This window comes from Clostridium bowmanii (assembly GCF_018861315.1).
In the GTDB taxonomy this organism is placed as follows: Bacteria; Bacillota; Clostridia; order Clostridiales; family Clostridiaceae; genus Clostridium_AD; species Clostridium_AD bowmanii.
Genome location: NZ_JAHLDL010000003.1, coordinates 56,426 through 81,900, shown reverse-complemented (window position 1 = coordinate 81,900; position 25,475 = coordinate 56,426). Strand labels below are relative to the sequence as shown.

Here is a 25,475-nt window from a genome sequence, read left to right as displayed (position 1 = left end):
ACCAGGCATAAAATTATGCACAAGTATTGCTAGCATATTTTTTAATAAAACAAAAAAACCACATCCCAATTCTAGCTAAAGAAAAGGGACGAGATTATAATTTCCCGCGGTTCCACCCAAATTGTTTATAAAAATAAACCACTTAATAATTATAACGTAATTACCGGACTTTATTAAAGTCACTCAGAGGCAGTCTTCAACAATGAACATTTAAGAATACTTACAGCTAGGGTATTCTCTCTCTGCAAATGCGCTAGAGCTTACTTTTCTCTTCGTAGTGTTAAATTATTGAATTTACATTAATTATAGCACTTGCAGTAAAAATGTCAAGGTTCCAATAAAACTATTTTACTACTGTAAACTGTGGTGCATAAGCTTTCTTAGAAAGTACATCAAAAATAAATCCTTGATTTTTAAGACCCTCAATAATTTCAGGTAGGGCTTGTACAGTTGTAATCTTCGGAGCTAAATCATGCATTAATATAATTGCATGTTTAGTTTGACTACTTTCACTTAAAACTGCTTGTACAATTTTATTTCTATCTTGACAGTAAGTAGAAGCATCAGTAGAATCAACATTCCAATCAAAGTACTTATAACCAGATGCATTCATTTCTTTAATTACGGAGGTCATTATTTCATTGCCACCAAAATTGTTACTAATTGTATTATTAGATCCACCTGGGAATCGTAAAATATAATTAGGTTCTTTGCCAGTTACTGATGTAAGATACCGATCTAATTTTTCTGTATCATTTTTAAAATTATCTGGAGAGTTATAAATATCTTTATATTCATGACTATAAGTATGGTTAGCTAGAAGATGTCCTTCATCAGAAATTTGTTTATAAAGATACGAGTAATTAGGATGACCATTTACAAAAAAAGTGGCTTTAACATCATATTGCTTTAAAATTCTCAATATTTCTACAGTATTTTCTGATGGACCATCATCAAAAGTTAAATAAGCTATTTTAGTATTAGCCATCTTTTCTTTATATGAAGCTTCTTTTTTTATGATTCCACTTTGGAGATTTTTGTTTTCTAATTTTAATTTTTTATTATGGCTACGAATTTGGCTTATCTGCTGTAATAGTAAAGTACTTTCATTTTCGCCACGTACAACGGTTGCTTGCCCAACAGCTGCTTGTACAAGTGAAGAGATACATAGTGTAAAAATGAAAATTTTAACTAATAGAAGTCCTAATGGGCGTTTTTTCTTTATTTTTGAATTTCTCATAGTAAAACCTCCTTTTTATATTTATTTTAATAGGCCTAAAGCATTTATGTTAATTAGTAACATTTTTTAAATTATTAACCTTTAATGATACTTTTGTATTTGTTTCGGTAAGTTTCTCATTTGTTTCTTTTAAGGTTTGATTTTCAGCTTTTAAGGACTGGAATTCAATTTTCAAAGACTCAGTTTTAAGTTCAGCAAATTTAATTTTATTGGTATTTAAAGAATTAAAATATATGGAAGTTACGATTAAAATACCCAAAATCGTAGTGGTGATTATACTTCTTTTTTTCATTTTAAAAACTCCTTTAATGAATATTTTTCCAAACGACAATATAACAATATAATACACCGTATTATATTAAAATGTATTACGATAAAGTTACAAAAACAAAAATTAACAACATTAACTAAAATATATCAAATTATCTTATACAAATATACATTTTTATAATGAATATTGTATAAAATATTGTAACAAATGAGAGAAAACCATTAAATTAATAATATACTAAAATTTAATAAAAAAATACATAAATTCAAAAATAAATAAATAAATAAAATTTGTAAAAAACTATTAATAAAAAATTAAATTTGACGATAATTATATTAATATGCTTTAAAATAAAATGTAAAACGGGCTCTATGCTTTGTAAGTGCTAATAGGAGGAAACTAGGTGAATGGGAAAAAAATTGACTTAAAAAGGATTGCAAAAGAAGAATTAAAGATTAATGCTGAGGGACTTAATATAGATTGGTTATTTCAAGATGATGTGGGATTAGGAAAAATGCCACTTAAAGTAACTATTGTGTATGCTTTAATCGGTGGCATTTGGGTATTATTTTCAGACAAAATTTTAGATCTTATTATTGAAAGTAAAGCCTTAATGGCACGAATACAGACCATTAAAGGGTGGGCTTATGTACTTATATCATCTTTTATAATATATTTTCTAATTAATGAGTTTACTAAGAAAAGTAAGGCTTGGTCACATACATTAAAAGGAAGCTATCAAGAAATTCAAGCTACCTATGAGCAACTAATAGCTGCGGAGGAGGAATTAAGGGCACAATTTGATGAATTACATGAGAAACAAGCAATAATTGAAAAAAGTGAAGAAAGATATAAATTAGCTTTAGAAGGTTCTAATGATGCCATATTTGAAATTGATCTTATAACTAAAGAATTTTTTTCTTCAGACAAAATTAGTGATATTACAGGATATGATAAGGATACTATGAGGAATTTAAAGGATTTAATGAAGTTAGTTGTGGAGGAAGATAAGAAAATTGCGGTAGATGATTTTAACAATCACATTGAGGGCAAAACGTTACATTACCAAAGTAATTTGAAAATTAAATTTAATGGTGGCGGAGATAGATGGATTCTAATTAGGGGCAAGTGTATGAGAAATAAAAACGGCATTGCAACTAAAATTTCTGGATCTGTTACAGATGTATCGGGTCAAAAGGATTCTGAAAATAAAATTAATAAATTGCAGTTTTATGATATATTAACAGACATACCTAACAGGAGATTATTTATTAGTACCTTGGACAATGAAATTTTTAAAGCTAAAGATAAAAGTGATAAAATTGCTGTATTGTTTATTGATTTAGACAATTTTAAAGAAATTAATGATACTTTAGGTCATGACTATGGAGATGAATTATTAAAAAATGTTGCAATATCCTTGAAAGTTGATCTTAAAGAGGGAGATCTTGTTGCAAGAGTAGGCGGAGATGAATTTTTTATCTTAATGAAAAATATTGAGGATTATTCTGAGATAACTTGTCTTTGCGAAAAACTACTAAGCACATTGAACAATGAAATATCAATAGCTGGTAAACAGTTTTATACTTCAGCAAGTATTGGCATTACAGTATTCCCCGATGATGGGAATGCAACCAATGTATTATTGAAAAATGCAGATACTGCAATGTACAGTGCTAAATATAATGGTAAAGCAAAATATTCTTTTTTTAATAAGAACATGAGTGAAATAGTTGTAAGACGTGTTGAAATAGAAAAGGGATTAAGGCATGCATTAGAAAATAATGAACTGGAAATTTATTATCAACCACAGATTGATATTATAAATAATAAAATAAAGGGCTTTGAAGCACTTTTAAGATGGAATAGTTCTGAGCTTGGAAGAATATCTCCAGATGAATTTATACCAGTAGCGGAGAAAAGTGGACTAATAATTCCTATGGGTGAGTGGATTATAAAAACTGTGTATTTACAAAATAATTTCTGGAAAAGCAAAGGGTACTTATATGATACTATTGCAATAAATTTATCCGCAGTTCAACTTCAAAATGATAAATTTGAAGAAAACCTAAAAAGAATTATATCTGAGACAAAGGTTAATACAAGATTTGTGGAACTGGAAATTACAGAAAGTATATTAATGAAGGATTTTGAAAAGGGTGTTAAATTACTTACTGAGATTAGAAGTTTAGGTATAAACATTGCCTTAGATGACTTTGGAACGGGATATTCTTCTCTTAGTTATCTAAAACAGTTACCTATAAATACATTGAAAATAGATAAATCATTTATCGACAACATTGTTACAAATGAAAGAGAAAAAGCCATAGTAGATGGAATAATACAACTTGCACAAAAAATTGATTTAGACGTTATTGCAGAAGGGGTAGAAACAAAGGAACAGATTTTATTACTTCAAAGCATGGGCTGTAATCAAATACAAGGCTATTATTTTAGTAAACCCCTCCCCCCGGAAGAAATTGAGGAAAAATTCTTAAAAACTAATTGGATTGAACCTTATAATTAGAAATAAAAGGGCTGTGCTTTTTAAAATCACGCAATTATATTATTATAGATTCACGTAAAAATAGCAGGGGGACGGGATACCCCTGCTATTTTAATAATATAATTTTTTGAACTCCACCATAAGCCTGATGCACCTATGATGATAAAAGTTACTGCTATGAATAATGATTTTATATTTTGTAGTCTTAAAAATTTCTTCTCATTAATCACTTCATGCTTATCCTTCTTAAGGAAAAATCCAGTGACATTTATTTTATATCTGTTTTTATTTGTTTGTAAAATACCGAATCTAAAGCGAATCCGTTGTTTTTAAAATTACAGTTTTTTAGTTCTGTTAGAACATAAAACAAACAACGTAACACCAGAAAATAATGCTAGTCCAATTGCTACATACGAAAAGCTTTCATTATATAACAAATTGCCTGCTAGTGTAAATATTGAACTTAAAATTGCTAAAGTACCTGCAAGCATTCCAACTTTTTTACCGGTTATAACCATCATATTCCACCTTTTTTCAGCAATTGTATTATATAACAATGTGCATTATAGTTTGCTACTCTACTAAGCATAACATTAAAGTGTAGCACGAAGGGTTCGTATGTGTAATATTCCCCCCAAAAACTTTATTGCATATAATCTTCATAAGAACTACATATGTTTTTGATAGATTTATTCTATGAGTAATAAGCTAAAGGCACATTGAAATAACTAATAAGTCGAAGATCATTTATTTGACTTATTAGTTATTTCAATGTGCCTAAGGTAATTATAATTTGCTGATTATTATATTGTATAAATCTTGTTCATCAGTACCTACTAACAGTTCTTTATGAATCATGGCTATAGGATGAGATTTGCATTTATGGCATTTCCCAAAACATTTTTTTTCAGATATCTTTATATTAGGATGAGTTTCAGTTATCATAGTAATTACAGCATCATTCCAATGATTGTGTTTGCAAAATTTAACTTTAATATTACCACCCCCTAAATAAGATTCATCTATATATTATGCTAGATATTGAGAAAATATAATTTAATTGATAAATAAATCATCAATGAATCATGAATCATTTGGGGACGGTTAACAAATAGATAAGCAAATGAATGAGTGGAAACAGTTGGGACGGTTAACAAAATAGCATAAATTTAAAAGGGGATAGAAAAGTGGATAACATACTAATTATTGAAGATGAGGAAAAGGTATCAGAAATACAAAAGGCATATCTTGAAAAAGCGGGATATAATGTTTATTGTGCTACAAAAGGTATTGAGGGAATAAAACTTTTCGAGAAAATTACATTTAGCTTAGTTATTTTAGACCTAATGCTGCCAGATATATCAGGTGAAGAGGTGTGTAGCACTTTAAGAAAAATTTCTGAAGTGCATATATTTATGCTTACCGCAAAGAGTACATTAGAGGATAGAATAGAAGGATTAAACCTTGGTGCAGATGAGTATCTAGTTAAGCCTTTCAGTCCACGAGAACTAACTGCGAGAGTAAATGCCTTATTTAGAAGGCTTAATATACATGAATCTGCAACAAAAGTTTTTAACAATGGAGAACTACAAATTAATTATGAAAAAAGAATAGTTAAGGTGCAAGGTGTAGAAGTATCCCTTACCCCAAATGAATTTGACATAGTGCATATTCTTTCGTCTAATGGGGGCAAAGTATTTACTAGAGAGCAGCTAATTGAAAGAATTATGGGAATAGATTTTCAAGGGTTTGACAGAACAATAGATGTACACATTAAAAATATACGTAAAAAGATAGAAAAAGACAGCAGAAATCCAAAATATATAGTAACCGTGACTAGAATTGGTTATAAATTTGGTGGTGATTAAGTTATGCAAAGTATAAGAAAAAGATTAAGTATTATTTTGGTATGCACCTCTATATTAGGGCTTCTCATAGCTACACTTTCTGTGAATATAGCAATATCAAGAACTTTTAATAAATACTTAGTGGAAATACAAAACAAGAGAAATGTTAGAATAGTAACATATTTAGAAGAAGTATATAAAAAAACTAATAAGTGGAATGAAAACTCAGGAATAGAAATTATGCATGAAGCCTACATGAGTAATTATTGCCTTACTCTTAAGGATGAAAATAAAAAAGTAGTATGGGGAATGAACCCAAAAAGCATGGCACTGGACCCTAATATTAACATGCACGTTAAAAATGAAGGGGTTTATACTACAAGTACATTTGAACTAAAACCTGCAGACAAAATTATAGGATACGTAGAAATAGGACAATATGCTCCAGTAATACTATCCCAAGAAGATGTGAACTTCAAAGTTTCAATAAATGAAAGTATTGTTTTAAGTGTTGTACTTTCAACTTTAATAACGATATTAATTAGTTTGTTTATCTCAAAGCAATTTTCTACTCCTCTTAGGCAAGTTTCAAAGATTTCAGTTCATCTTTCAAATGGAAATTATCATGAAAGATCAAATGATAAGAGCAGTATTTTAGAACTTGAAGATTTAAGAAATAGCATAAATACACTTGGGCAAAAGCTTCAACACCAGGATATTCTTAGAAAAAGGTTGATATCGGATATATCTCATGAAGTTAGGACTCCGCTTAATATTCTTCAAAACAATTTTGAAGCTATGATAGATGGTGTTTTTCCAATAGACAATGAAAGATTAACATACCTCAATGAAGAGGTTATTAGATTTGGAAAGCTTTTAGATAATTTAAATGGGTTAAAAGAAGTAGAAAGTGAAGAAGTAGTATTGAACATTGAAAGAATCTCTTTGAAAGACACACTTTCATCAGTTGTAAAGGAATTTGAGCTAATATCAGAAAACAAGAACATTAAAATGACTTTAGATTGTAATACTAGTAAACAATTTAACATTTTAGGTGATACAGATAAAATAAAACAGGTAATTATTAATTTGCTTTCAAATGCAGTTAAGTTCACTCCAGAGCAAGGGGAAATTAATATCACTTTAAAAGAAGTCGATGAAAAAATAATATTAAAAATAGAAGATACAGGCATTGGTATCAGTAAAGAGGACTTACCATATATATTCGAAAGATTGTATAGGGGAGACAAAAGTAGACACGAAATAGAAGGTATGGGAATAGGATTAACTATTGTAAAAAACATTTTAACACTTCATAAGGCAAGCATAGAAATCAAAAACAAACAAGGCACAGGGTGCGTGGTTACGATATATTTTAATAGGGTTTTATGATTGAGTTGTAATTTGGTGGAATCAATGGTGGGCGAAACAGTGGGGACGGTTAACAACTATTTAAACCATCATATGCAACGAATAGCTAGGGACGGTTAATAACTTTTTATATTTGTTATACAAAAGAAGCACAAGTTTTTAATTTAAAACTTGTGTTTCTTTATTGCCAATTACATTTAGATAGAAGTCGGTTTAGTTATCCTAACGGTGAGGATTAATATTTCTGATATTTTTCTAGGCATGTCCAAGTTTATAATATTTTAAATAAAACATAACTAACGACTTGATTTTTTTGTTTGTTAAAAAAGATTATTAAAAAAAATTGTTTTCATTATTAAACTCAGCGTAAGCCAAATATTAAAACTTGCTTTTAAGCATAAGATTCAATAAATTCTTCAATAATACTTTCGTATTTTTTGTCAGTTCCAATCATCTCAATACCGATGCTAGTTAATTGAGAAATCCTAGCCTGTGTAATGTTTCCAAGGGTGCTAGATATATCACTAAATTTAAAATTGCAGAGACCGCGCAGTAAAACAACAGTTAAGGCTTTTACTCCTACAAGCTTTCTACTGTATTTCCTATGAAAATGAAGCTCAGATATATTCATTTTTGATGCTATAAATTTCAGCACATCTTCGGATGTGAAATTTCTTTCAATTATTATTCGTCCACTTCTATATTCTGTTTTTTCACCTTTAAATTCAAGTTCATCTTTTAATTGTTCATCGGTGTTCCCCAAAACAAGGCTAATGTAATTTTTTCTTGCAGTGTCAAGATTATTACCGAAAAACCCCATAACAAAGCCATAATCAATTATGTTGAAATGATCTCGCCTTTTGCCTATATATATTCCTAAACTAGAAAAAGCATAGGTTTCAGGACAATCCTTAAATTTACCTATATCTGTAGGATTATTATGTATATATAATGATACGGTTCTTAAGTATGATTCATTATCAACAATTTTACTCTTGAATCTATCTTTAAAAAGATGTCCGTCCCTTTTATATTTTTTATTAAAGTACGTTGCATAAGAAAAATTTATTCCATGCATGACTTTTGATATGTCTGAGCCATTAGAATCAACCAATAAATGTACATGGTTATCCATAAGACAGTATCCGTAAATTTTAACTTTATAGAGATCTTTATACTTCTTTACAAGGGATAAATACTTTTCCTTATCTTCAGAATCCCTATATAAATCTACCTCGCTGATGCTTTTACACATAATATGAAATATAGCATCAGCTGCTTTTAATCTTGCCATTCTTGCCATAAAAAATCACCCCTACTCATTAGTTTTTATTTAAATTATTTCCAATGAGTTAGGGTGATATTCATATTTTCAGCTATTAGTTCAAATAGTTTTTAATCAGTTCCAGTTATTTTTGTTTAATGGTTTAATTAGTTGTTAACCGTCCCCATTAGCATTAGCAGTCATGTTTATTACTTGAACTCCATTTGTAATAGTAGCCTTTGTAACATTTCCAGAAGGGGCAGCCTTCTTAGAAGTGGTATTATTCGCAAAAGCCATAGGGGATACATTAATGCCAGCAAGAGCTAGCCCCCGATTACCCATAATAAGCCCAAGAACAACTATAAGAATTCCTCCGAATTTTACAAGTTGCTTAGTATGGTCCTTACTTAAAAGACCAGAAATAGCTCCAAAGCCAAGCATTAGAGGCACTGTGCCAAGAGCAAATACAAACATTGAAGTGGCGCCAATTATAGCACTACCCGTTCCAAGAGCATATAGTTGCATAGTTTGAAGAGGTCCACAAGGCATAAAACCATTCAAAATACCTACAACAAATGGAGCCTTTCCGCTTTTTTTAATATTACAGGTAGACCAAGGTAACCTTATGTTGAATTTTCTAAAAATACCATAGCCAGACATATTGAGACCCATAACGATCATGAAAAGTCCAGCCAAAACTTGAAGAGCAGCTTTGAAGGGTAGGGTAAGCGAAAAAACAGAACCTAAAGCTCCAACAATTCCACCAAGAATAGTATATGATAGTACTCTGCCAAGATTATAAGCCAAAGAAGGTTTTAGAGCCTCAAAATTAGTCTTATTTCCTGTTGAAATACTTTGGGATAACATTATGCCACCGCACATACCCACGCAGTGTAGGGAAGTGAAAATACCCACTACAAATAAAACAAAATAGGAATCATTCTTTAGTTTAGAATCCATATCAAAGCTATTTCCAGCCTTGCTTAAAAGAAAAATTGCAACAACTATAACTAGCAGACCAATAATCTTAAAATTACCAGGGTTATTTGTACTATAGCCAAGTTTTGAGATTTTTTCTTTAACATTTACCATGTTTAAAATTTCATCATCATATTCTAAAAATACACTCTCACTTTTGTAATCCGCTAATACCTTTGTAACTTAAGGTATATCCATCAAGGCTTTTTCAATTCTAGCTTCACAGGAGGTACATGTCATGTTGTAAACTTTAATTTTTTGTTTTTTATTACTCATACTACACCTTCTTTTTAAATAATATCATCTAATTTAGAGTATAAGCGCTTAGCATGAAGATTAAAGTAACAAATCTAATTTCTAATAAGACAAGTATTTTTACAAATACTTGTTAACCGTCCCCACTGATTCGCGCAGATTCCCCCAACGACACCCACTGATTCCCCCGCTATTCCTATTTTTTCATTAAATATAAAAAAATATAAAAAAATATAAAACTTTGACAAAATTTAAGGTATAATGTAAATTAAGGTAGAAAATAAATTTACAAATTGTTAGCGATATTGTAACTAAATTGACATATAAATAGTGTATTGTTAAAATAAGAGGTTTTTTTAAGAGTTTTAATAACTGATAATAGTTGTCAAACATACATAAGATTAAGGGGGAATGGTCCATGGAAGGTAAGAATACTGCAATTTTTATAGTTACATTAATGGTATGCTTTGCAACATTTTTTATAAATAAACAAGGAGTAGCAGCTGATGCAAGCATTGCAGCATTTAATTTTATATCCACCAATAATAAAAGTAATAGTTATGGATTGTCTGATGGGATGTCCCAAGCTGAACATGATGAGATAGAAAAACAGCATTTATTAGAGTACAAGCAAAAAAGGACAAAAGAAAATTCCGAAAAACAAGCCCAGTTAGATACTTTAGAAAGTCAAATTAGAGCCTTAATCGGCAATAACATAAATAAAGTTGGAATGGTTTACTATGATATAAAATCTGGCAAATCTATTATAATAAATGGGGACAAGCAGTTTGTGGCAGCCAGCACAATAAAGGTACCTATAAATATGCTCATGTATGATATGGTTAAGGATAAAAAAATAAATATAAATGAAAAATTAAAATATGAAGAATGTGACTTTGAAGAAGGTGCAGGAATACTTCAAGGGACGGATTTAAGCAGTCCGATTAGTATAAAGACTTTAAGTGATTATTCCATAAGGTATTCGGACAATATAGCCATAAATATGATTTTAAGAAAAGTGGGCATTGAAAATAAATATGATTATATGGAAGAAATGCTTGATCATACAGTAGTTCATAGTGGAAATAATACAACAGCAGAAGATTCTTGCAAGATTTTAGAAAAACTATATTTTAATGTTGATAATAATAAATACTATGATACTATGATTCAAGCTATGAAAAAAACAGAGTATCATGACAGGATAGACAAGTATATTCCAAAGGAAATTGTAGCTCATAAAATTGGAGATTTTGGTGAGTGTGTTAATGATATAGCCATAGTGAATAAAGAAAATCCATATATTCTTGTTGCTTTTACAGACGGCATTCCAGAGGCAAATGAAGTTATTGCAAAAGTATCTAAGCTGATATACGATGCACAAGAATAATAAAGTGGGTAAATCTTAAAGAGTAATATGAAATTTATAATAGTTGAAGATATTTTAGAACTTAAGATGATGATTTGAGGCATATGTGTACAGAATATATTTATGGCACATATGTTTTTTTTAGATTTCAACTACAATTACGTAGATAATATAAGCCCATGACTTGGTTCAAAATGGAAAGTATATAAACTGTAAAATTAATTTTACGGGTTATATACTTTTTTTATTTTAAGTGGCGATTTCACCTATAAACTCATAATATAAAGCAATGGCACATTGAAATAAATATACTCAATCTTTGATGGGCCTAAATGCCTTAGCTTAGTAAAGTAGGTGAAACAATGGAAATCACAACGGTAAAATTAACAGAAATTTCTGTAGGTAAGAAAGCACAAGTGGTAGAATTGCTTTCAAAAGGCTTATCAAGACAAAGAATGTTGGATTTAGGTATAATACCAAACACCATTATCCACGTACTTAGGCAGAGCCCTTTTGGAGATCCTACTGCATACCTTATTAGAGATACTTGCATTGCCCTAAGAGAAGAGGAAGCAAAAAATATTATGGTAAGAATGGTATAGATGTTTACTGAAATGATAATAACTGCTAATCATTCACTAAAAAGATACCAATAACAATAGAAAAAGGAGGATGAATAATGGGTCTAACTCACAGTTCTAGCAATAAACAAGGTCTAAAAGATCTTTTTAATGTAGAAAAATTAAAGGAAGAAGATTATGTCATTGCATTAGCCGGGAACCCTAATACAGGCAAAAGTACAGTATTCAATGCACTAACAGGACTTCATCAGCATACAGGAAATTGGCCGGAAAAAACCGTAGTAAATTCTCAAGGAAAATATGGTCATAAAGATAAAGACTTTATTATTGTGGATTTACCAGGTACTTACTCTCTTCTCGCAAGTGAATCTTAATTTATTTTTTATATATATAAAAGTTCCTCTTTGGTTAAACAATCTTTTAGTGCTAGGAATATATAGAACCTTTGCCTGGGTAGTATCTGTGATGCTTCCACCTATGGCAATATTCTTTCCTATATTTACACTCCTTGAGGATGGTGGATATCTGCCTAGAATATGCTTTAATTTAGACCATGTGTTTAAAAAAGCATGCTGCCATGGTAAGCAAGCACTAACCATGTGTATGGGCTTTGGTTGCAATGCAGCAGGAGTAATAGCTTGTCGGATAATTGAATCCCCAAGAGAGAGGCTTATAGCCATTGTAACCAATAATTTTGTACCCTGTAATGGAAGATTTCCTACCCTTATAGCCCTATCAATGGTGTTTGTGGGAGTGAGTTTTTCTTCCGCAACTAGCTCTATTATAGCTGCATTAATGGTAGTTGTTTTAGTGCTTATAGGCATAGGGATTACCCTACTAACATCCTACGCATTATCAAAAACGATTTTAAGAGGCATGCCCTCGAGTTTTACTTTAGAACTTCCACCATATAGAAGACCTCAACTTGGTAGAGTTCTCTATACATCTATAATTGATAGAACCATGTTTGTGCTAGGAAGGGCTATAACTGTAGCAATACCCGCTGGTGCAATAACTTATATTCTTGGAAATATCATAATAGGAGATATAAGTATACTAGCTCATGCAGCCAATTTCCTAAATCCATTTGCCAAGATGATAGGTCTGGAGGGCTTTATTCTAATAGCTTTTATCTTAGGGTTCCCAGCAAATGAAATAGTACTTCCTATTCTTTTAATGGCATACCTATCGAAAGGATCTATGCTTCAGTTTGAAAGCATAGATCAACTTAGAGAAATATTGCTTAATAATGGATGGACTTACTTAACATTAATAAACACCATGCTATTTTCACTACTACATTTTCCTTGTGCCACAACAGTCTGGACCATCAAAAAAGAAACGGGCAGTATAAAATGGACATTATTATCTGTATTAATGCCCACAGTTATAGCAATAATCATTTGTTTTTGCACAGCTAAAATCTATAGACTGTTTTAACAAAACCTTGGGGACGGTTAACAAATTTTTAAACAATCAAAAGCTCAGGGACGGTTAAGAATTAATTAAATTAATTCATAACCGTCCCCAAGAAAAGCCGAAAAGTCCCCCAAAAGCCCTCCAATAGACCCAAGAAAAGCCCCAAGTAAGTCACCACCATAAGTAACCACCAAAAAGTATTGTTTAAAAAACATATAAAATAATGTATAATGCTAGTAATAGTAATTATTTGGAAAGGTGGGACTTAAAATGACTTACATGAAAAAATATGACGAATGGTTAAATAATGAATACTTTGATGAAAAGACTCGAGAAGAATTAAGGTTAATAGGCGAAGACCCTAAAGAGATTCAAGATAGATTTTATATGGATTTAGAGTTTGGAACTGCAGGGTTAAGAGGAAAATTAGGAGCAGGACTTAACAGAATGAACATATATATTATCTCAAGAGCAACTCAAGGACTTGCAGATTATATAAAAGGTTATGGCAGTGAATATATGGATAGAGGTGTAGCTATAGCTTACGACTGTAGACATTTTTCAGAGAAATTTGCAGCCACAGCAGCACAAGTTTTAGCAGCAAACGGAATAAAGGCTTATTTGTTTGAGCAGCTAAGACCTACTCCAGAATTATCTTATGCGGTAAGAACATTACATACTGCCTCAGGAATTGTAGTAACTGCTAGCCACAACCCTAAAGAATACAACGGATATAAGGTATATTGGGAAGATGGTGCACAAATTTTATCATCTATCGCAGATGGTATAACAGAAAAAATTCAGAGTATTACAGATTTCAGTACTATAAAATTAATGGATATGGAGGTCGCCAAGGAAAAAGGCTTAATAGTAATGCTTGGAAAAGCCATGGATGATGAGTATTTTGAAAAAGTAAAAGGTCTTGCTATAAGAGATGATATAGATAAGGATATAAAAGTTGTATATACTCCTCTAAATGGGACAGGAAATATACCAGTAAGGCGTGTACTAAAAGAAAGAGGCTTTACAAATATAATAGTAGTACCAGAGCAAGAAAATCCAGATCCAGACTTTACCACAGTAGGATATCCAAACCCAGAGGATGTAAAAGCCTTTAAATATGCACAGGCACTTGGCACTAAAGAAGGAGCCGAATTATTAATAGCTACAGATCCAGATTGTGATAGACTTGCCATAATGGTTAGAGATGATAAGGGCGAATATGTTGCTTTTAATGGTAATCAAACAGGAGCTATATTAATAAAATATGTCATAGAAGGAATGAAGGAAAAAGGCACACTTCCAAAGAATGCCGCCATAGTTAAATCTCTAGTAACTGGTGATTTAGGTAAAGCAATAGCTAAGAAATACGGTGTTGAGACTTTTGAAGTACTAACAGGATTCAAAAATATTTGTGGCAAGGTCAATGATTTTAAAAGAGACAATAGCTACGAATTCATCTTTGGATATGAAGAAAGCATAGGCTATGTTGCTGGTACTTTCGTTCGCGACAAAGATGGAGTAATATCATCCATGCTTTTATGTGAAGCAGCAGCCTACTATAAATCACAAGGTAAAACACTAATAAATGTACTAAATGAGATATACGCGGAATTTGGATATTATAGAGAAAACTTAATATCTATAGTTTTAGAAGGCATAGAAGGACAAAAGAGAATTTCTAGGATGATGGAAGAATATAGAAAAGATAATCCAAAGAATTTAGGTGGCGCTAAGCTAGTTAAATATATAGATTATGAAATAGAAAAATCTTATGACGTAATCAATGGAACAGAAGAATCTAGTGGAATTCCAGTATCTAATGTACTTAAATTTTATTTTGATGATGAGAGCTGGTATGCTGTAAGACCTTCAGGTACAGAACCAAAAATTAAAATATACATGTACTCTAAGGGGAAAACTTTAGCACTCGCAGAAAAGAAATTAGTAGAAATGAAAGAGATAATCATAGAAAAACTTCAAAGCACAAAATAGAACTAATAAGGGATTCATGTAATGCATTTTACTGCATTATATGAATCCCTTAATGTTATATTTCTGTATAAAACTTAAATTATAAATCTCTGAACCAATTCATTAAGCTTTTGTGCTAGTTCTGCCTGGTTTTGTGAAGTTTGAGCAACTTGATCTATAGCTATTGTAGTTTCTTCTATACTAACTTTAATATCTCCAGTACGCTCTGCAGAAAGTTGTGAATTTTGTGACAGAATTTGAACGGCTGTACTAACTTGATTTACAGTAGCTTCCACCTCTGCAGACATTGATGCAATTTCTTCTGACATGGAACTTACAAATTCGCCATCTTGACCATATTGATTGCTTGATTCTACATACTCTTCTAAAATAGGTCTAATATTATCCAACATAAATTTAAGTATATCATTGCTATTTACTGATAAATTGTTAAATGATTGTTCAACCTTTGTTATAGTAGATTGAATAGTATTTACAGTTTCTGAGGATTTCTCTGCAAGCTTTCTTACTTCATCTGCAACCACTGCAAATCCTTTCCCTTGCTCGCCAGCTCTTGCAGCTTCAATTGCTGCATTTAATGCAAGTAAATTAGTTTGCTCTGCGATTGCGGCAATTCCATCAGCCATAATTTTTATTTCTGCTACAACTTTTCCATCTTCTATAGCTTTTAATATATTTTTTTCTTTTTCTCTATAAATATTATTGCTATCTTCTAATGCTTGTTTAGCACCTGCTCGAACATCATTAGCTCTCCCTTTTATGTGCATAGCATTATCGCTACCTTCCATAGCTTTTGAGGCTAGTTCGTCCATACTTGAGTTAACCTCTTCCACAGAAGCGGTTATTTCTTCGGAGGTAGCACTGGCTTCTTGTGTATTTTTATCTATTTCTTGCGTTGAATGATCTATAGTTTCCATTCTAGATGTTATTTCTTGAACTGTAGCTGAAAGTTCTTCAGATGATGCACTCATATCCGAAGAATTACTCATTATTTCTTTAACTAATTCACTAATATTTTGTTGCGCAGTATTTAAAGCTATTCCTGTTTCTGCGAATTCATTTTTCCCTTTTATAATAATTCCTTCAGAAAAATCATAGAAAGATAATCGTTTAGCTAAGTCTTTTATTCTATAAATTGGATCTGTAATTTTCTTAGATAATACAGATACAAGAATCGAAGTAAGTATCAATAATATAGCGGCAAAAATTATATTCTTGAATCTTATGGCACTTATGGAAGCCAAAGCGGCTGATTCTTTTTCAACAGTTATGACTGCCCAATTACCAGAATTACCGGGTAGCTTTATAGTGTCATAAGCGCTAATTATTTTATTTTTATTTGTGTCTTCATACTGTGTAATTCCTTTTTTGCCACTTAAGGCATAACCTGTTATGTTTTTTAATTCATCTGGAACTGTAATTTTTTGAGTTTCTGTTTTAGGAACTCCAGCAGCATCTTTTATTATATTACCAGATGCGTCCTTTACTTTAATAGTTTTAGTCATAGTTTTATAATTATATATTTCTGAAATCTGAGATTTATCAGGATGGGCTATTACTGCACCTTCACCATCTATTACATAAGCATAGCTATCTTTAGTACTATATCTTTCAACTATATTTTGCAATTCTTCAAGTTTTAGATCAGCAGCCATTACACCTATTAACTCTGATTTATCATTTTTAATTGGGTATATTATAGAATTTACTGCATAATTGTCACCATTAGTTGTTAAATATGATTTTGTAATAAAAGGCTCTTTTAGCTCAAGGGCTTGTTTAAACCACCATCGGTCAGCTCTATTAGCTAGAGTACCTGCACTCCTAGATGTTTGATCACCTTTCATGTCCTGAATATAAAATAAATCGAAATACGGATTTCTTTCTATAGTGCCTTTAATTGCTTCACTTTGTTTTTTAGGTACAAAGTCACTAACTGCTCTACTTTTTGCTAATTCCTCAGTTAAAGCATAGGATTTGGCCATATAATCAAAAACACTATTTCCTACAGTTTTTGCGAAAACTCGATTATTAATGGATACATCGTTTTTTAATTGAGTTGACATATAATGATCAGAAATTAAATTTGATACTACAAATGGTATAGCTACCAGAAAAATGGTAATAATGACTAATTGATGTTTTATAGATTTCATTTTCACACCCCTATTTTTTTAATCACTTGTATAATTGCAAATTATTCACATAATTTCACTTATTATAGTTAAAATTATAAAAAAATGTCAATTATATTAAAAATTCAACATAATAATACCATGTTTCACTAAATTTTACACTATATTTTTGGTTTTTATAGTGATTAATTTTAAATTCGTCTAATGTGGTAAATAATAAAAAGACTATAGTAGTAAATTAATGTATTATGGGCAAAATCATACATGGTATAATATAATAAGGTCAAAAGAAAGGATGTGTTTTTGTGAGTTTAAGATTTATTTACGGAGGAGCTGGCAAAGGGAAAAGTACTTTCTGCTTAGAAGATATAAAGCATAGGCAAGTGGAAGAGCGTGAAAAACCCCTAGTACTTTTAGTGCCAGAACAATTCTCTTTTCAAGCTGAAAAAAATCTTATAAAAGTAGTTGGATCTACAGGAATAAAGAATGTCCAAGTACTTAGTTTTAATAGATTAGCCTACAAAGTATTTAGTGAGGTTGGAGGAATAACCCGTAGTTCTATGGATACCTCAGGAAAAGCAATGCTCATTCATAGCATAATGCAAAAGAATCAAGATGAATTCAAAGTATTTAGTGCAGCTTCAAGGCAAAAGGGCTTTGTAGATAATGTAGCTGGCGCAATCACAGAATTCAAAAAATATGGAATTTCTGTGGAAGACTTAAATGCGGTAAAAGAAAATTTAGGGGAAAACCCCTTACTAATAGATAAAATAACAGATTTATCCCTTATATATGGGCAATTTGATAATATTTTAAATAAAAACTACGTGGACCCAGATGACGATTTAACCCGTCTATATAATGCTATTGATGAATGTGATCTTGATGGTTCTGAATTTTGGCTTGATGAGTTTACTGGATTTACACCGCAGCAGTATGGAATAATTGAGAAACTATATAAAAAGGCCAAGAGGGTAAATATAACACTTCCATTAAATAGCTCCCAGCATTCAAAAGGAATGGAAGAGTCTAATGCTTTTTATTCTATAAAATTTACAGAAGATAAGTTATTAGAAATTGCTGAGTTAACTGGAACTAGTATCGAGGCGCCTATAGAGCTACAAGGCAGCAAGAAGCATAAATTCAAAGATAATGCAGAACTTTCTTTCCTTGAGAAAAATTATTTTGCATTCCCATATACCCCAACCACTGCGAGATGTAAAAATATAAAGCTGTTTAAAGGTCTAAATTCATATTCAGAAATAGAGCATGTAGCAAAGGATATCTTAAGGCTTTGCCGAGATGAAAATATAAGGTTTAATAAAATAGCAGTAGTAACTAGGGATTTACCTTCCTATGAAAAATTAATCAAGGCTATTTTTAAAGAATATAATATACCTATATTTATAGATAAGAAAAAGGATATAACAAGTAATCCTCTAATTGTGTTAATAACCGGAGCCGTTGAGATATTCACTAAAAACTTTAGTTATGAAGCCGTGTTTAGATACCTTAAGACAGGGTTATTAGATATAAAGATGGAAAATATAGATATACTAGAAAACTTCGTAATAGCAGCTGGCATAAGGGGCAAAAGGAAATGGACAGAAGCTGAGTTATGGCAGGAAAAAATAGAATTTTATTTTAAAGAATATTATATCAATAAGGCAGTCGCTGAGCAGTTGCAAAAGGATATAGAAAATACGAAAGCGTTGAAAACGGAGAAGTCAGAAAAAACTGAGGAGTTTACAACGCAAGTAATTAAATACTCTATAATAGAAGAGATTAAAAATCCAGAAGCCGAGCAAAACGAAGAGTCAGCATTCGAAGAATCCGAAATCCCAGCAAAAAAAGAAGAAAGTGAAGCTGAAAAAATTGAAGCTACAATTAAAATATTAAACGATACAAGGGAAGCTTTCATAAAACCACTAATTGAACTAAATGAAAAATTAAGGGGCAAAAATACCACTATAAAAATTTGTACTGCCCTATTTGAATTTCTAGAAAACATAAAGGTAGATAAAACCATAGAGCTCTGGATAGAGACTTTCAAAAGGGACGGTGCCCAGGAGCAAGTCACAGAGTACAGTAAAATATGGAATCTAGTTAACGAGTTATTAGACCAGATGGTAGATGTGCTTGGCAAAGAAATTCTAACACTAGAGGATTTTGTAAAAATCCTGTCCCTTGGCTTTAGTAAACATCAAATGGGACTTATTCCGCCAGCCTTAGATGGAGTTGCCATCAGCTCTGTGGAGCGTATTAAAAGTCATGATATAAGTGCTTTATACATTATAGGGGTAAATGATGGAGTGTTCCCAAAGGCAAACAAGGAAGAGGGAATATTTACAGACAGTGACCGTATAATTTTAAAAGAAAACAATGTAGAGCTGGCCAATGATACAAAAACCGAAGTGTTTAATGAGCAGTATTTAATTTATGCTACAATAACTATCCCAAGTAAATATTTAAACATAAGTTATCCTATAGCAGATTATGAAGGCAAAACCTTAAGACCTTCTATTATAATATCCAGATTTAAATCCTTATTTAAGGGACTTATAGAAGAAAGCAATATAACAGAGTATGTTGATGATTCAAAGGAAGACCGCGAACTTCGAGAGGTAAGTGCCAAAACTCCAACTTTTAATGGACTAATCTTTGCACTAAGAAAATATTTAGAAGAGGGCTATATATCCCCACTTTGGATAAAAGTTTATAAGTGGTTTCAAAATGAAGAACATTGGAAAGAAAAGTCAAGCACCATGTTCCAGGGCTTTGACTATAAGAATGAAGTTAAAATGCTTGAAAAGGAAAAAGTAAAACTACTTTATGGAGCAAAAAACTATTTTAGTGTATCTAGAATTGAAAAGTATGAAGAGTGTCCCTTTGCATATTTTGTGCAATATGGCCTAAAAGCAAAAGAGAGAAAAACTTTTACCTTTTCATCCCCAGACCTCGGAAGTTTTATGCACAGTGTGCTTGATAATTTTTCAAAGCTTGTGGATAAAAGTGAAATAAAATGGGCGGATTTAAATAAAGACTGGTGCGAGAAAAATATAGCAACTATTGTAGAAATGGAAGCGGCAGAAGGCTCCAGTGGTTATATATTAAATAGTTCACCAAGGTATAAGTACTTTACTGAGCGGTTAAAGAGGGTTTTAAAGCGAACCATTTTGGTAATAGTTGAGCAGATGAAAAATAGTGGTTTTGAACCTTTTGGATATGAAGTATCCTTTGGATTTAATGAGGGAGATTATCCACCGATTCAGGTAGAACTATCCACAGGAGAAATTGTAAATTTAGTTGGTAGAATTGATAGAGTAGATAAATTGATAAATGAAGGAGAAGAATTCTACAGAATTATAGATTATAAATCCGGCAATAAGGATTTTAAACTATCTGATGTATATTACGGACTTCAAATACAATTACTTACCTATTTAGATGCAATGCTTACAAATGAGAGCCAGCTATCAAGGGAGCCTATTTTTCCGGCAGGTATACTGTACTTTAAAATAGATGATCCAGTAATAAAAGCTAAAAATAATTTAGATGAAGAAGAACTGGAAAGAGCCATAATGAAGGCTTTAAAAATGAAGGGACTACTGCTAGCAGATACAAAAATAATTAGGGAAATGGATAGAAATATTCAAGGAGCTTCTTTAGTTGTCCCAGCATCTATTAAAAAAGATGGAGAATTAGGCTCAAGATCTTCTGTAGCAACTGTGGAGCAATTTAATATGCTACTTAATCACGTAAAGGAAAACCTAATAAGTACTTGCGAGGAAATGCTAAGTGGAGAAATAGACATAAAGCCCTACAAGAAAAAGGATATTACCCCTTGTTCTTATTGTGAATACACAGCTATATGCCAATTTGACCCTACATTAAAGGAAAATAATTATAAGATAATAAAAGATAGGAAGGACCAAGAAATTTGGGAACTCTTATCAAAGGAATCTGTAGATCCCTTAGTTCAAAATGAATTATTGGATACGGCTGACTTAGAGGACAAAGTAGAATCACAAAACAAAACTAAATCAAACACCACAAATCATCAAAAGACAGGAGGAGAAGAGTAATGGGAATGGATATAAGCGAAATTGTGCCTGTGGAAAAAGCAGTTTCATGGACCGATGACCAACAAAAGGCTATTTTAACTCGTGACTGCAATATACTAGTAGCTGCAGCTGCAGGTTCAGGAAAAACTGCAGTACTCGTAGAGCGAATAATAAAAATAGTAACAGACGAAGATAGGCCAACAGACATAGACAAGCTCTTAGTAGTTACTTTTACTAATGCAGCTGCATCAGAAATGAGAGAGAGAATAGCTGCAGCAATTTCAAAAGAGCTTCACAAAAATCCACAAAGTAAATTGCTACAAAGACAGTTAACATTATTAAATAAATCTAGCATTACAACTATTCACTCCTTCTGCCTTGAAGTTATTAGAAGTAATTTTCATATAGTAGACTTAGACCCTAATTTTAGAATAGCAGATACAACAGAAGCGGTACTTCTAAAACAGGAAGCTCTAGAGGAACTTTTTGAAGAAAGATATGTATCCATTGCAGAAGAGCAGAAAATTAAAGAAGACGAGAACACTGAAGCCCATAGACTTAGCCAACCATCTGAAGCCTCTAGTCTTCACCAGCTAGTGGAAATTCCTATATCTTCAGAGTTAGCGGAATCCAATAGTTTCCTAGAACCCGCGGAAACAACAACATTAAATAACCCAAAAGACTTTAGTTTCTTAAACCTAGTCGAAGCCTATAGTAATAACAAAGAGGACTTAGGCCTACAAGGCATAGTTCTAAGCCTTTATAATTTCTCCATGAGTTCTACAGAGCCAACAAAATGGCTACTTGGGGCTGCAGAGGATTTTAACATTAAAGATGGTTATAATCTCAGCGGTACCCCTTGGGCAACGGTTTTGATGGAAGATACAAAAATAGAACTACTGGGTATTGAAAAAGTAATGATAAAGGCATTGAGAATCATAGAAGAAAATGAAGCCATTACCTTGTACAAAGATGTGTTTAAAGAAGATTTAGCCTCTATTGCAGACATTATAAGCGCATCTAAAAACTCCTTTAAAAACTTAACAGATACTATAGAACTTTTGAGCTTTCCAAAACTCCCAACTATAAGAGGTTGCAAGGATAAGGAAAAACAAAAGGTAGTACAAGATATAAGAAACAAGGTGAAAAAACAATTACAAGAGCTACAAGGTCAGATAGTTACTGCAAATTCAGAAACAGCCATAGAGGATATAAAAGAACTTTACCCTCTCATGTTAGAACTATCACAACTAGTTATAGATTTGCAGGAAAAATATAAACAAAAGAAAAAGGAACGTTCTATAATAGATTTCAATGACTTTGAGCACTATTGCCTCCATATATTAATGCAGAAAAATGAGCAAGGGGAAGTAGTCCTAGATGAACAGGGAAAACCAGAACCATCTTCTGTAGCCATCCAACTTAGAAATAAATATGAAGAAATTTTGATAGATGAATATCAAGACAGCAACATGGTGCAAGAAACACTATTAAATATAATTTCAAGAGAAAAAATAGGGGCTCCCAATGTATTTATGGTAGGAGATGTAAAACAGAGTATATATAGATTTAGGCAGGCAAGGCCAGAACTATTCCTTGGCAAATATAGTAGCTATTCTAAGGAGGAAGGGGCTAAAACCAGAAAAATAACCCTATATAAAAACTTTAGAAGTAGAGAACCAGTTATAAATGCGGTAAACTATATTTTCAAAGGAGTAATGTGCAAAAACATTGGAGACCTTGACTATACAGATGAAGAAGCACTGAATTTAGGCGCTTATTTTGAAGACCTTAAAGATGAGGGAGTAGTAGGTGGACCAGTAGAACTACACCTTATTGAAAAAGAAGCTGTAGACATAACTGAGGAAAATTCAGATGCTGAAGAGGAAAGTCAGTCAGACGGATCGGAAAATGAAGACTTAGGCAAATCAGCAGAGGACGAAACCCCTACAAATATTCAATTAGAAGCTAGAATTGTGGCAAAACGAATAAAAGAATTAATGCTACATGATGATGAAAATGCCTTTAAAGTTTACGATAAAAATATAAAAGAATATAGAAATGCATCTTACAAGGATATTGTAATATTACTACGTGCTACCTCAAATTGGGCACCTTCATTTTTAGAAGAATTAAAGATAGAAGGCATACCAGTTTATGCAGATACAGGCACAGGGTATTTTAATACCGTAGAAATCCAAATAGTCATGAGTCTCCTTCAAATTATAGATAATCCAAGGCAAGACATTCCTATGCTTTCAGTACTACGCTCTCCTATAGGCGGATTTACCTCAGAGGAGTTAGTAGACATAAGAATAGGGCAAAGGGAAATTACCTTTTACGAGGCCATGGTAAATTTTCTGAGCAGCAAAGAAGCAGTACAAGACGAAAATTTAAAGGAACCTCAGTTGCTACAGTCAGAAACCAAAGCATTAGAACAAGAGCTTGAACCAACAGATTCAGAGCTTGAATCATCGGAAACAGAGGGCGAATCAGAATCAGAATATAAAGTATTAACCCTTGAAAAGTCATCCATAATCCAAAAACTCTCTAAATTCCTAAAAAGATTAGACCACTGGAGACGAACTTGCAAATATATGCCCATTGACGAATTCATCTGGTATTTATACACAGACACAGGCTATTATGGTTATGTAGGAGCCATGCCTGGTGGAATGCAAAGACAGGCAAACCTAAGAGTACTTTTCCAAAGGGCTAAACAATATGAAGAAACTAGCTATAAGGGACTGTTTAACTTTATTAACTTCATAAACAAGCTAAAAGTAAGTTCTGGAGACATGGGCAGTGCTAAAACCTTAGGGGAAAATGAAAATGTGGTTAGGATAATGAGCATTCATAAAAGTAAGGGCCTAGAATTTCCAGTAGTATTTTTAAGTGGTACAGGCAAAAACTTTAACTTAATGGATATAAATAAAAGTATATTATTTCATCATGAATTAGGTTACGGTCCAGATTATGTGGACCCCATAAGAAGAATTTCCTATCCTACAGTTTTAAAACAAGCACTAAGAAAGAAAATAAAAATTGAAAGCCTTTCAGAGGAAATGAGAGTGCTATACGTAGCATTTACAAGGGCTAAGGAAAAACTAATAATAACTGGGTCAATGAAAAACATAGAGAAAAATATAGGAAGAATGAGTTCAAGTTTAGAAGAGTCCACGGAAAAGCTTGGAGAATATGAAATTCTAAAAGCCAAAAGTTATCTAGATTGGATAGTACCATCAGTAATAAGGCATGAAGATGGGAAAATGCTAAGAGAATTAATTGGAATACAGGACGATAACGTAAAGTTATTAGACCATCCCTCTAGCTGGCAGGTAAGATTTTGGAATAGAGATGATATAGTTAAGTCGCAAGAAATTGAGGAAGATACTCCTGTGAGTACAGAGGAAAAGTTATGGAATCTTCAGGAAAAAATCACGGATGATCAAAATCTGGAAGAGATAGATAAAAGGCTTGGCTTTAAATATAAATATGAAATGTCTACAAAAATGCCTACAGTACTTACGGTAACTGAGCTTAAGAGAAAATTTAATGTGGAGCTTACAGAAGGCGACTCAGAAACTATGTATATGCCAAAACTTATAAGTAAACCTAAATTTTTAGAAAAAACCAAGGGTTTAAGCCCAGCAGAAAAAGGAACTGCCATGCATGCGGTGGTGCAAAGATTGGATTTGTCCAAAGTTGAAAATAGGGATGAAATAGAGGATCAAATTCAAATTTACATTGAAAAACTCTTAATGTCAGAGGAAGAGGGCAAAGCTGTACGAGTCGTGAAAATAGTAAAATTATTTAAAACAGAACTTGGGCAAAGAATGGTAAAGGCTTATGGGTTAAATATCTTAAAAAGAGAAGTGCCTTTCCATATGGAGATAAGCTCTAGTGAAATTTATAAAAACCTTCCAATAGATATATATGGAGAGGAAAAAATAATGCTTCAAGGAATAATAGACTGCTATTTTGAGGAAAACGGAGAAATAATCTTGGTGGATTATAAAACGGATTCTGTGAAAGATGGTAAGGTTAGCGATTTAGTTGAGAAATACAGGTCTCAACTAGATTATTATGCTAGAGCCCTGGAAACAACACTACAAAAGAAAGTTAAAGAGAGCTATCTATACCTATTTAGTATAGATGAAGCCGTGAAAGTAGAATAAAA

At 31.9% G+C, this 25,475-nt stretch carries 14 protein-coding genes, 3 pseudogenes and 1 other annotated feature; of the genes and pseudogenes, 10 read left to right on the top strand and 7 right to left on the bottom strand.

Going from position 1 to position 25,475, the window contains the following annotated elements; translation table 11 throughout:
* Nucleotides 1-81 precede the first annotated feature (81 nt).
* Nucleotides 82-285, bottom strand: a binding site (T-box leader).
* 58 nt (nt 286-343) lie between these two features.
* Entirely contained in the window at nt 344-1,240 is an 897-nt protein-coding gene (locus KPL51_RS02685) for a polysaccharide deacetylase family protein (protein ID WP_216156970.1), read from the bottom strand.
* A gap of 49 nt (nt 1,241-1,289) precedes the next feature.
* Nucleotides 1,290-1,532, bottom strand: a complete 243-nt coding sequence (locus KPL51_RS02680; protein WP_216156968.1) for a hypothetical protein — start codon at nt 1,530-1,532, stop codon at nt 1,290-1,292.
* A 382-nt stretch (nt 1,533-1,914) separates the two neighbouring features.
* On the opposite strand from KPL51_RS02680, the gene KPL51_RS02675 reads away from it, so the two are divergent.
* On the top strand, nt 1,915-4,038 hold the full coding sequence (locus KPL51_RS02675; protein ID WP_216156966.1) for a sensor domain-containing protein: 2,124 nt from the start codon (nt 1,915-1,917) through the stop codon (nt 4,036-4,038).
* A gap of 314 nt (nt 4,039-4,352) precedes the next feature.
* Here the strand turns inward: KPL51_RS02675 and KPL51_RS02670 are convergent, their stop codons facing one another.
* Nucleotides 4,353-4,535, bottom strand: coding sequence for a hypothetical protein (locus KPL51_RS02670; RefSeq protein ID WP_216156963.1), 183 nt, complete (start codon nt 4,533-4,535; stop codon nt 4,353-4,355).
* Nucleotides 4,536-4,803: 268 nt separating this feature from the next.
* Complete coding sequence (locus KPL51_RS24240) at nt 4,804-5,013, bottom strand: DUF1450 domain-containing protein (protein WP_216157397.1); 210 nt, start codon at nt 5,011-5,013, stop codon at nt 4,804-4,806.
* A 191-nt stretch (nt 5,014-5,204) separates the two neighbouring features.
* On the opposite strand from KPL51_RS24240, the gene KPL51_RS02660 reads away from it, so the two are divergent.
* Together KPL51_RS02660 and KPL51_RS02655 are read left to right on the top strand one after the other, a co-directional pair.
* Nucleotides 5,205-5,885: a response regulator transcription factor gene (locus tag KPL51_RS02660; protein ID WP_216156960.1), complete on the top strand. Its 681-nt coding sequence runs from the start codon at nt 5,205-5,207 to the stop codon at nt 5,883-5,885.
* Nucleotides 5,886-5,888: 3 nt separating this feature from the next.
* A complete protein-coding gene (locus KPL51_RS02655) occupies nt 5,889-7,256 on the top strand; it encodes a sensor histidine kinase (protein ID WP_216156957.1) in 1,368 nt (455 codons plus the stop codon).
* 370 nt (nt 7,257-7,626) lie between these two features.
* Here KPL51_RS02655 and KPL51_RS02650 read toward each other — a convergent pair whose 3' ends face one another.
* Both KPL51_RS02650 and KPL51_RS02645 read right to left on the bottom strand, forming a co-directional pair.
* Nucleotides 7,627-8,538: a transposase gene (locus KPL51_RS02650; RefSeq protein ID WP_216156954.1), complete on the bottom strand. Its 912-nt coding sequence runs from the start codon at nt 8,536-8,538 to the stop codon at nt 7,627-7,629.
* 144 nt (nt 8,539-8,682) lie between these two features.
* Nucleotides 8,683-9,753, bottom strand: a pseudogene (locus KPL51_RS02645) (urease accessory protein UreH domain-containing protein); the annotation flags it as partial.
* Nucleotides 9,754-10,150: 397 nt separating this feature from the next.
* On the opposite strand from KPL51_RS02645, the gene KPL51_RS02640 reads away from it, so the two are divergent.
* From KPL51_RS02640 to KPL51_RS02620, 5 genes and pseudogenes are all read left to right on the top strand, one after another.
* Nucleotides 10,151-11,122 (top strand): serine hydrolase, encoded by a 972-nt coding sequence (locus KPL51_RS02640; protein WP_216156951.1) that lies wholly within the window; start codon nt 10,151-10,153, stop codon nt 11,120-11,122.
* 341 nt (nt 11,123-11,463) lie between these two features.
* Nucleotides 11,464-11,703: a FeoA family protein gene (locus KPL51_RS02635; RefSeq protein WP_216156948.1), complete on the top strand. Its 240-nt coding sequence runs from the start codon at nt 11,464-11,466 to the stop codon at nt 11,701-11,703.
* 77 nt (nt 11,704-11,780) lie between these two features.
* A pseudogene (locus KPL51_RS24625) lies at nt 11,781-12,047 on the top strand (FeoB small GTPase domain-containing protein); the annotation flags it as partial.
* A gap of 31 nt (nt 12,048-12,078) precedes the next feature.
* Nucleotides 12,079-13,122: pseudogene (locus KPL51_RS02625) on the top strand (nucleoside recognition domain-containing protein); the annotation flags it as partial.
* A 249-nt stretch (nt 13,123-13,371) separates the two neighbouring features.
* Nucleotides 13,372-15,096, top strand: coding sequence for a phospho-sugar mutase (locus tag KPL51_RS02620; protein WP_216156942.1), 1,725 nt, complete (start codon nt 13,372-13,374; stop codon nt 15,094-15,096).
* Between the two features lie 74 nt (nt 15,097-15,170).
* Here the strand turns inward: KPL51_RS02620 and KPL51_RS02615 are convergent, their stop codons facing one another.
* Nucleotides 15,171-17,252 (bottom strand): methyl-accepting chemotaxis protein, encoded by a 2,082-nt coding sequence (locus KPL51_RS02615; protein WP_216156939.1) that lies wholly within the window; start codon nt 17,250-17,252, stop codon nt 15,171-15,173.
* Nucleotides 17,253-17,536: 284 nt separating this feature from the next.
* On the opposite strand from KPL51_RS02615, the gene KPL51_RS02610 reads away from it, so the two are divergent.
* Nucleotides 17,537-21,316 (top strand): helicase-exonuclease subunit AddB family protein, encoded by a 3,780-nt coding sequence (locus tag KPL51_RS02610; RefSeq protein WP_216156936.1) that lies wholly within the window; start codon nt 17,537-17,539, stop codon nt 21,314-21,316.
* Between the two features lie 5 nt (nt 21,317-21,321).
* Nucleotides 21,322-25,473 (top strand): helicase-exonuclease AddAB subunit AddA, encoded by a 4,152-nt coding sequence (gene addA / locus KPL51_RS02605; RefSeq protein WP_263628189.1) that lies wholly within the window; start codon nt 21,322-21,324, stop codon nt 25,471-25,473.
* Nucleotides 25,474-25,475 lie beyond the last annotated feature (2 nt).

Coding starts and splice junctions, on each gene's coding strand:
- KPL51_RS02650 (WP_216156954.1), bottom strand. CDS start 8,538: ATGGCAAGAATGGCAAGATTAAAAGCAGCTGATGCTATATTTCATATT.
- KPL51_RS02635 (WP_216156948.1), top strand. CDS start 11,464: ATGGAAATCACAACGGTAAAATTAACAGAAATTTCTGTAGGTAAGAAA.
- KPL51_RS02685 (WP_216156970.1), bottom strand. CDS start 1,240: ATGAGAAATTCAAAAATAAAGAAAAAACGCCCATTAGGACTTCTATTA.
- KPL51_RS02615 (WP_216156939.1), bottom strand. CDS start 17,252: ATGAAATCTATAAAACATCAATTAGTCATTATTACCATTTTTCTGGTA.
- KPL51_RS02680 (WP_216156968.1), bottom strand. CDS start 1,532: ATGAAAAAAAGAAGTATAATCACCACTACGATTTTGGGTATTTTAATC.
- addA (WP_263628189.1), top strand. CDS start 21,322: ATGGATATAAGCGAAATTGTGCCTGTGGAAAAAGCAGTTTCATGGACC.
- KPL51_RS02640 (WP_216156951.1), top strand. CDS start 10,151: ATGGAAGGTAAGAATACTGCAATTTTTATAGTTACATTAATGGTATGC.
- KPL51_RS02620 (WP_216156942.1), top strand. CDS start 13,372: ATGACTTACATGAAAAAATATGACGAATGGTTAAATAATGAATACTTT.
- KPL51_RS02655 (WP_216156957.1), top strand. CDS start 5,889: ATGCAAAGTATAAGAAAAAGATTAAGTATTATTTTGGTATGCACCTCT.
- KPL51_RS02670 (WP_216156963.1), bottom strand. CDS start 4,535: ATGGTTATAACCGGTAAAAAAGTTGGAATGCTTGCAGGTACTTTAGCA.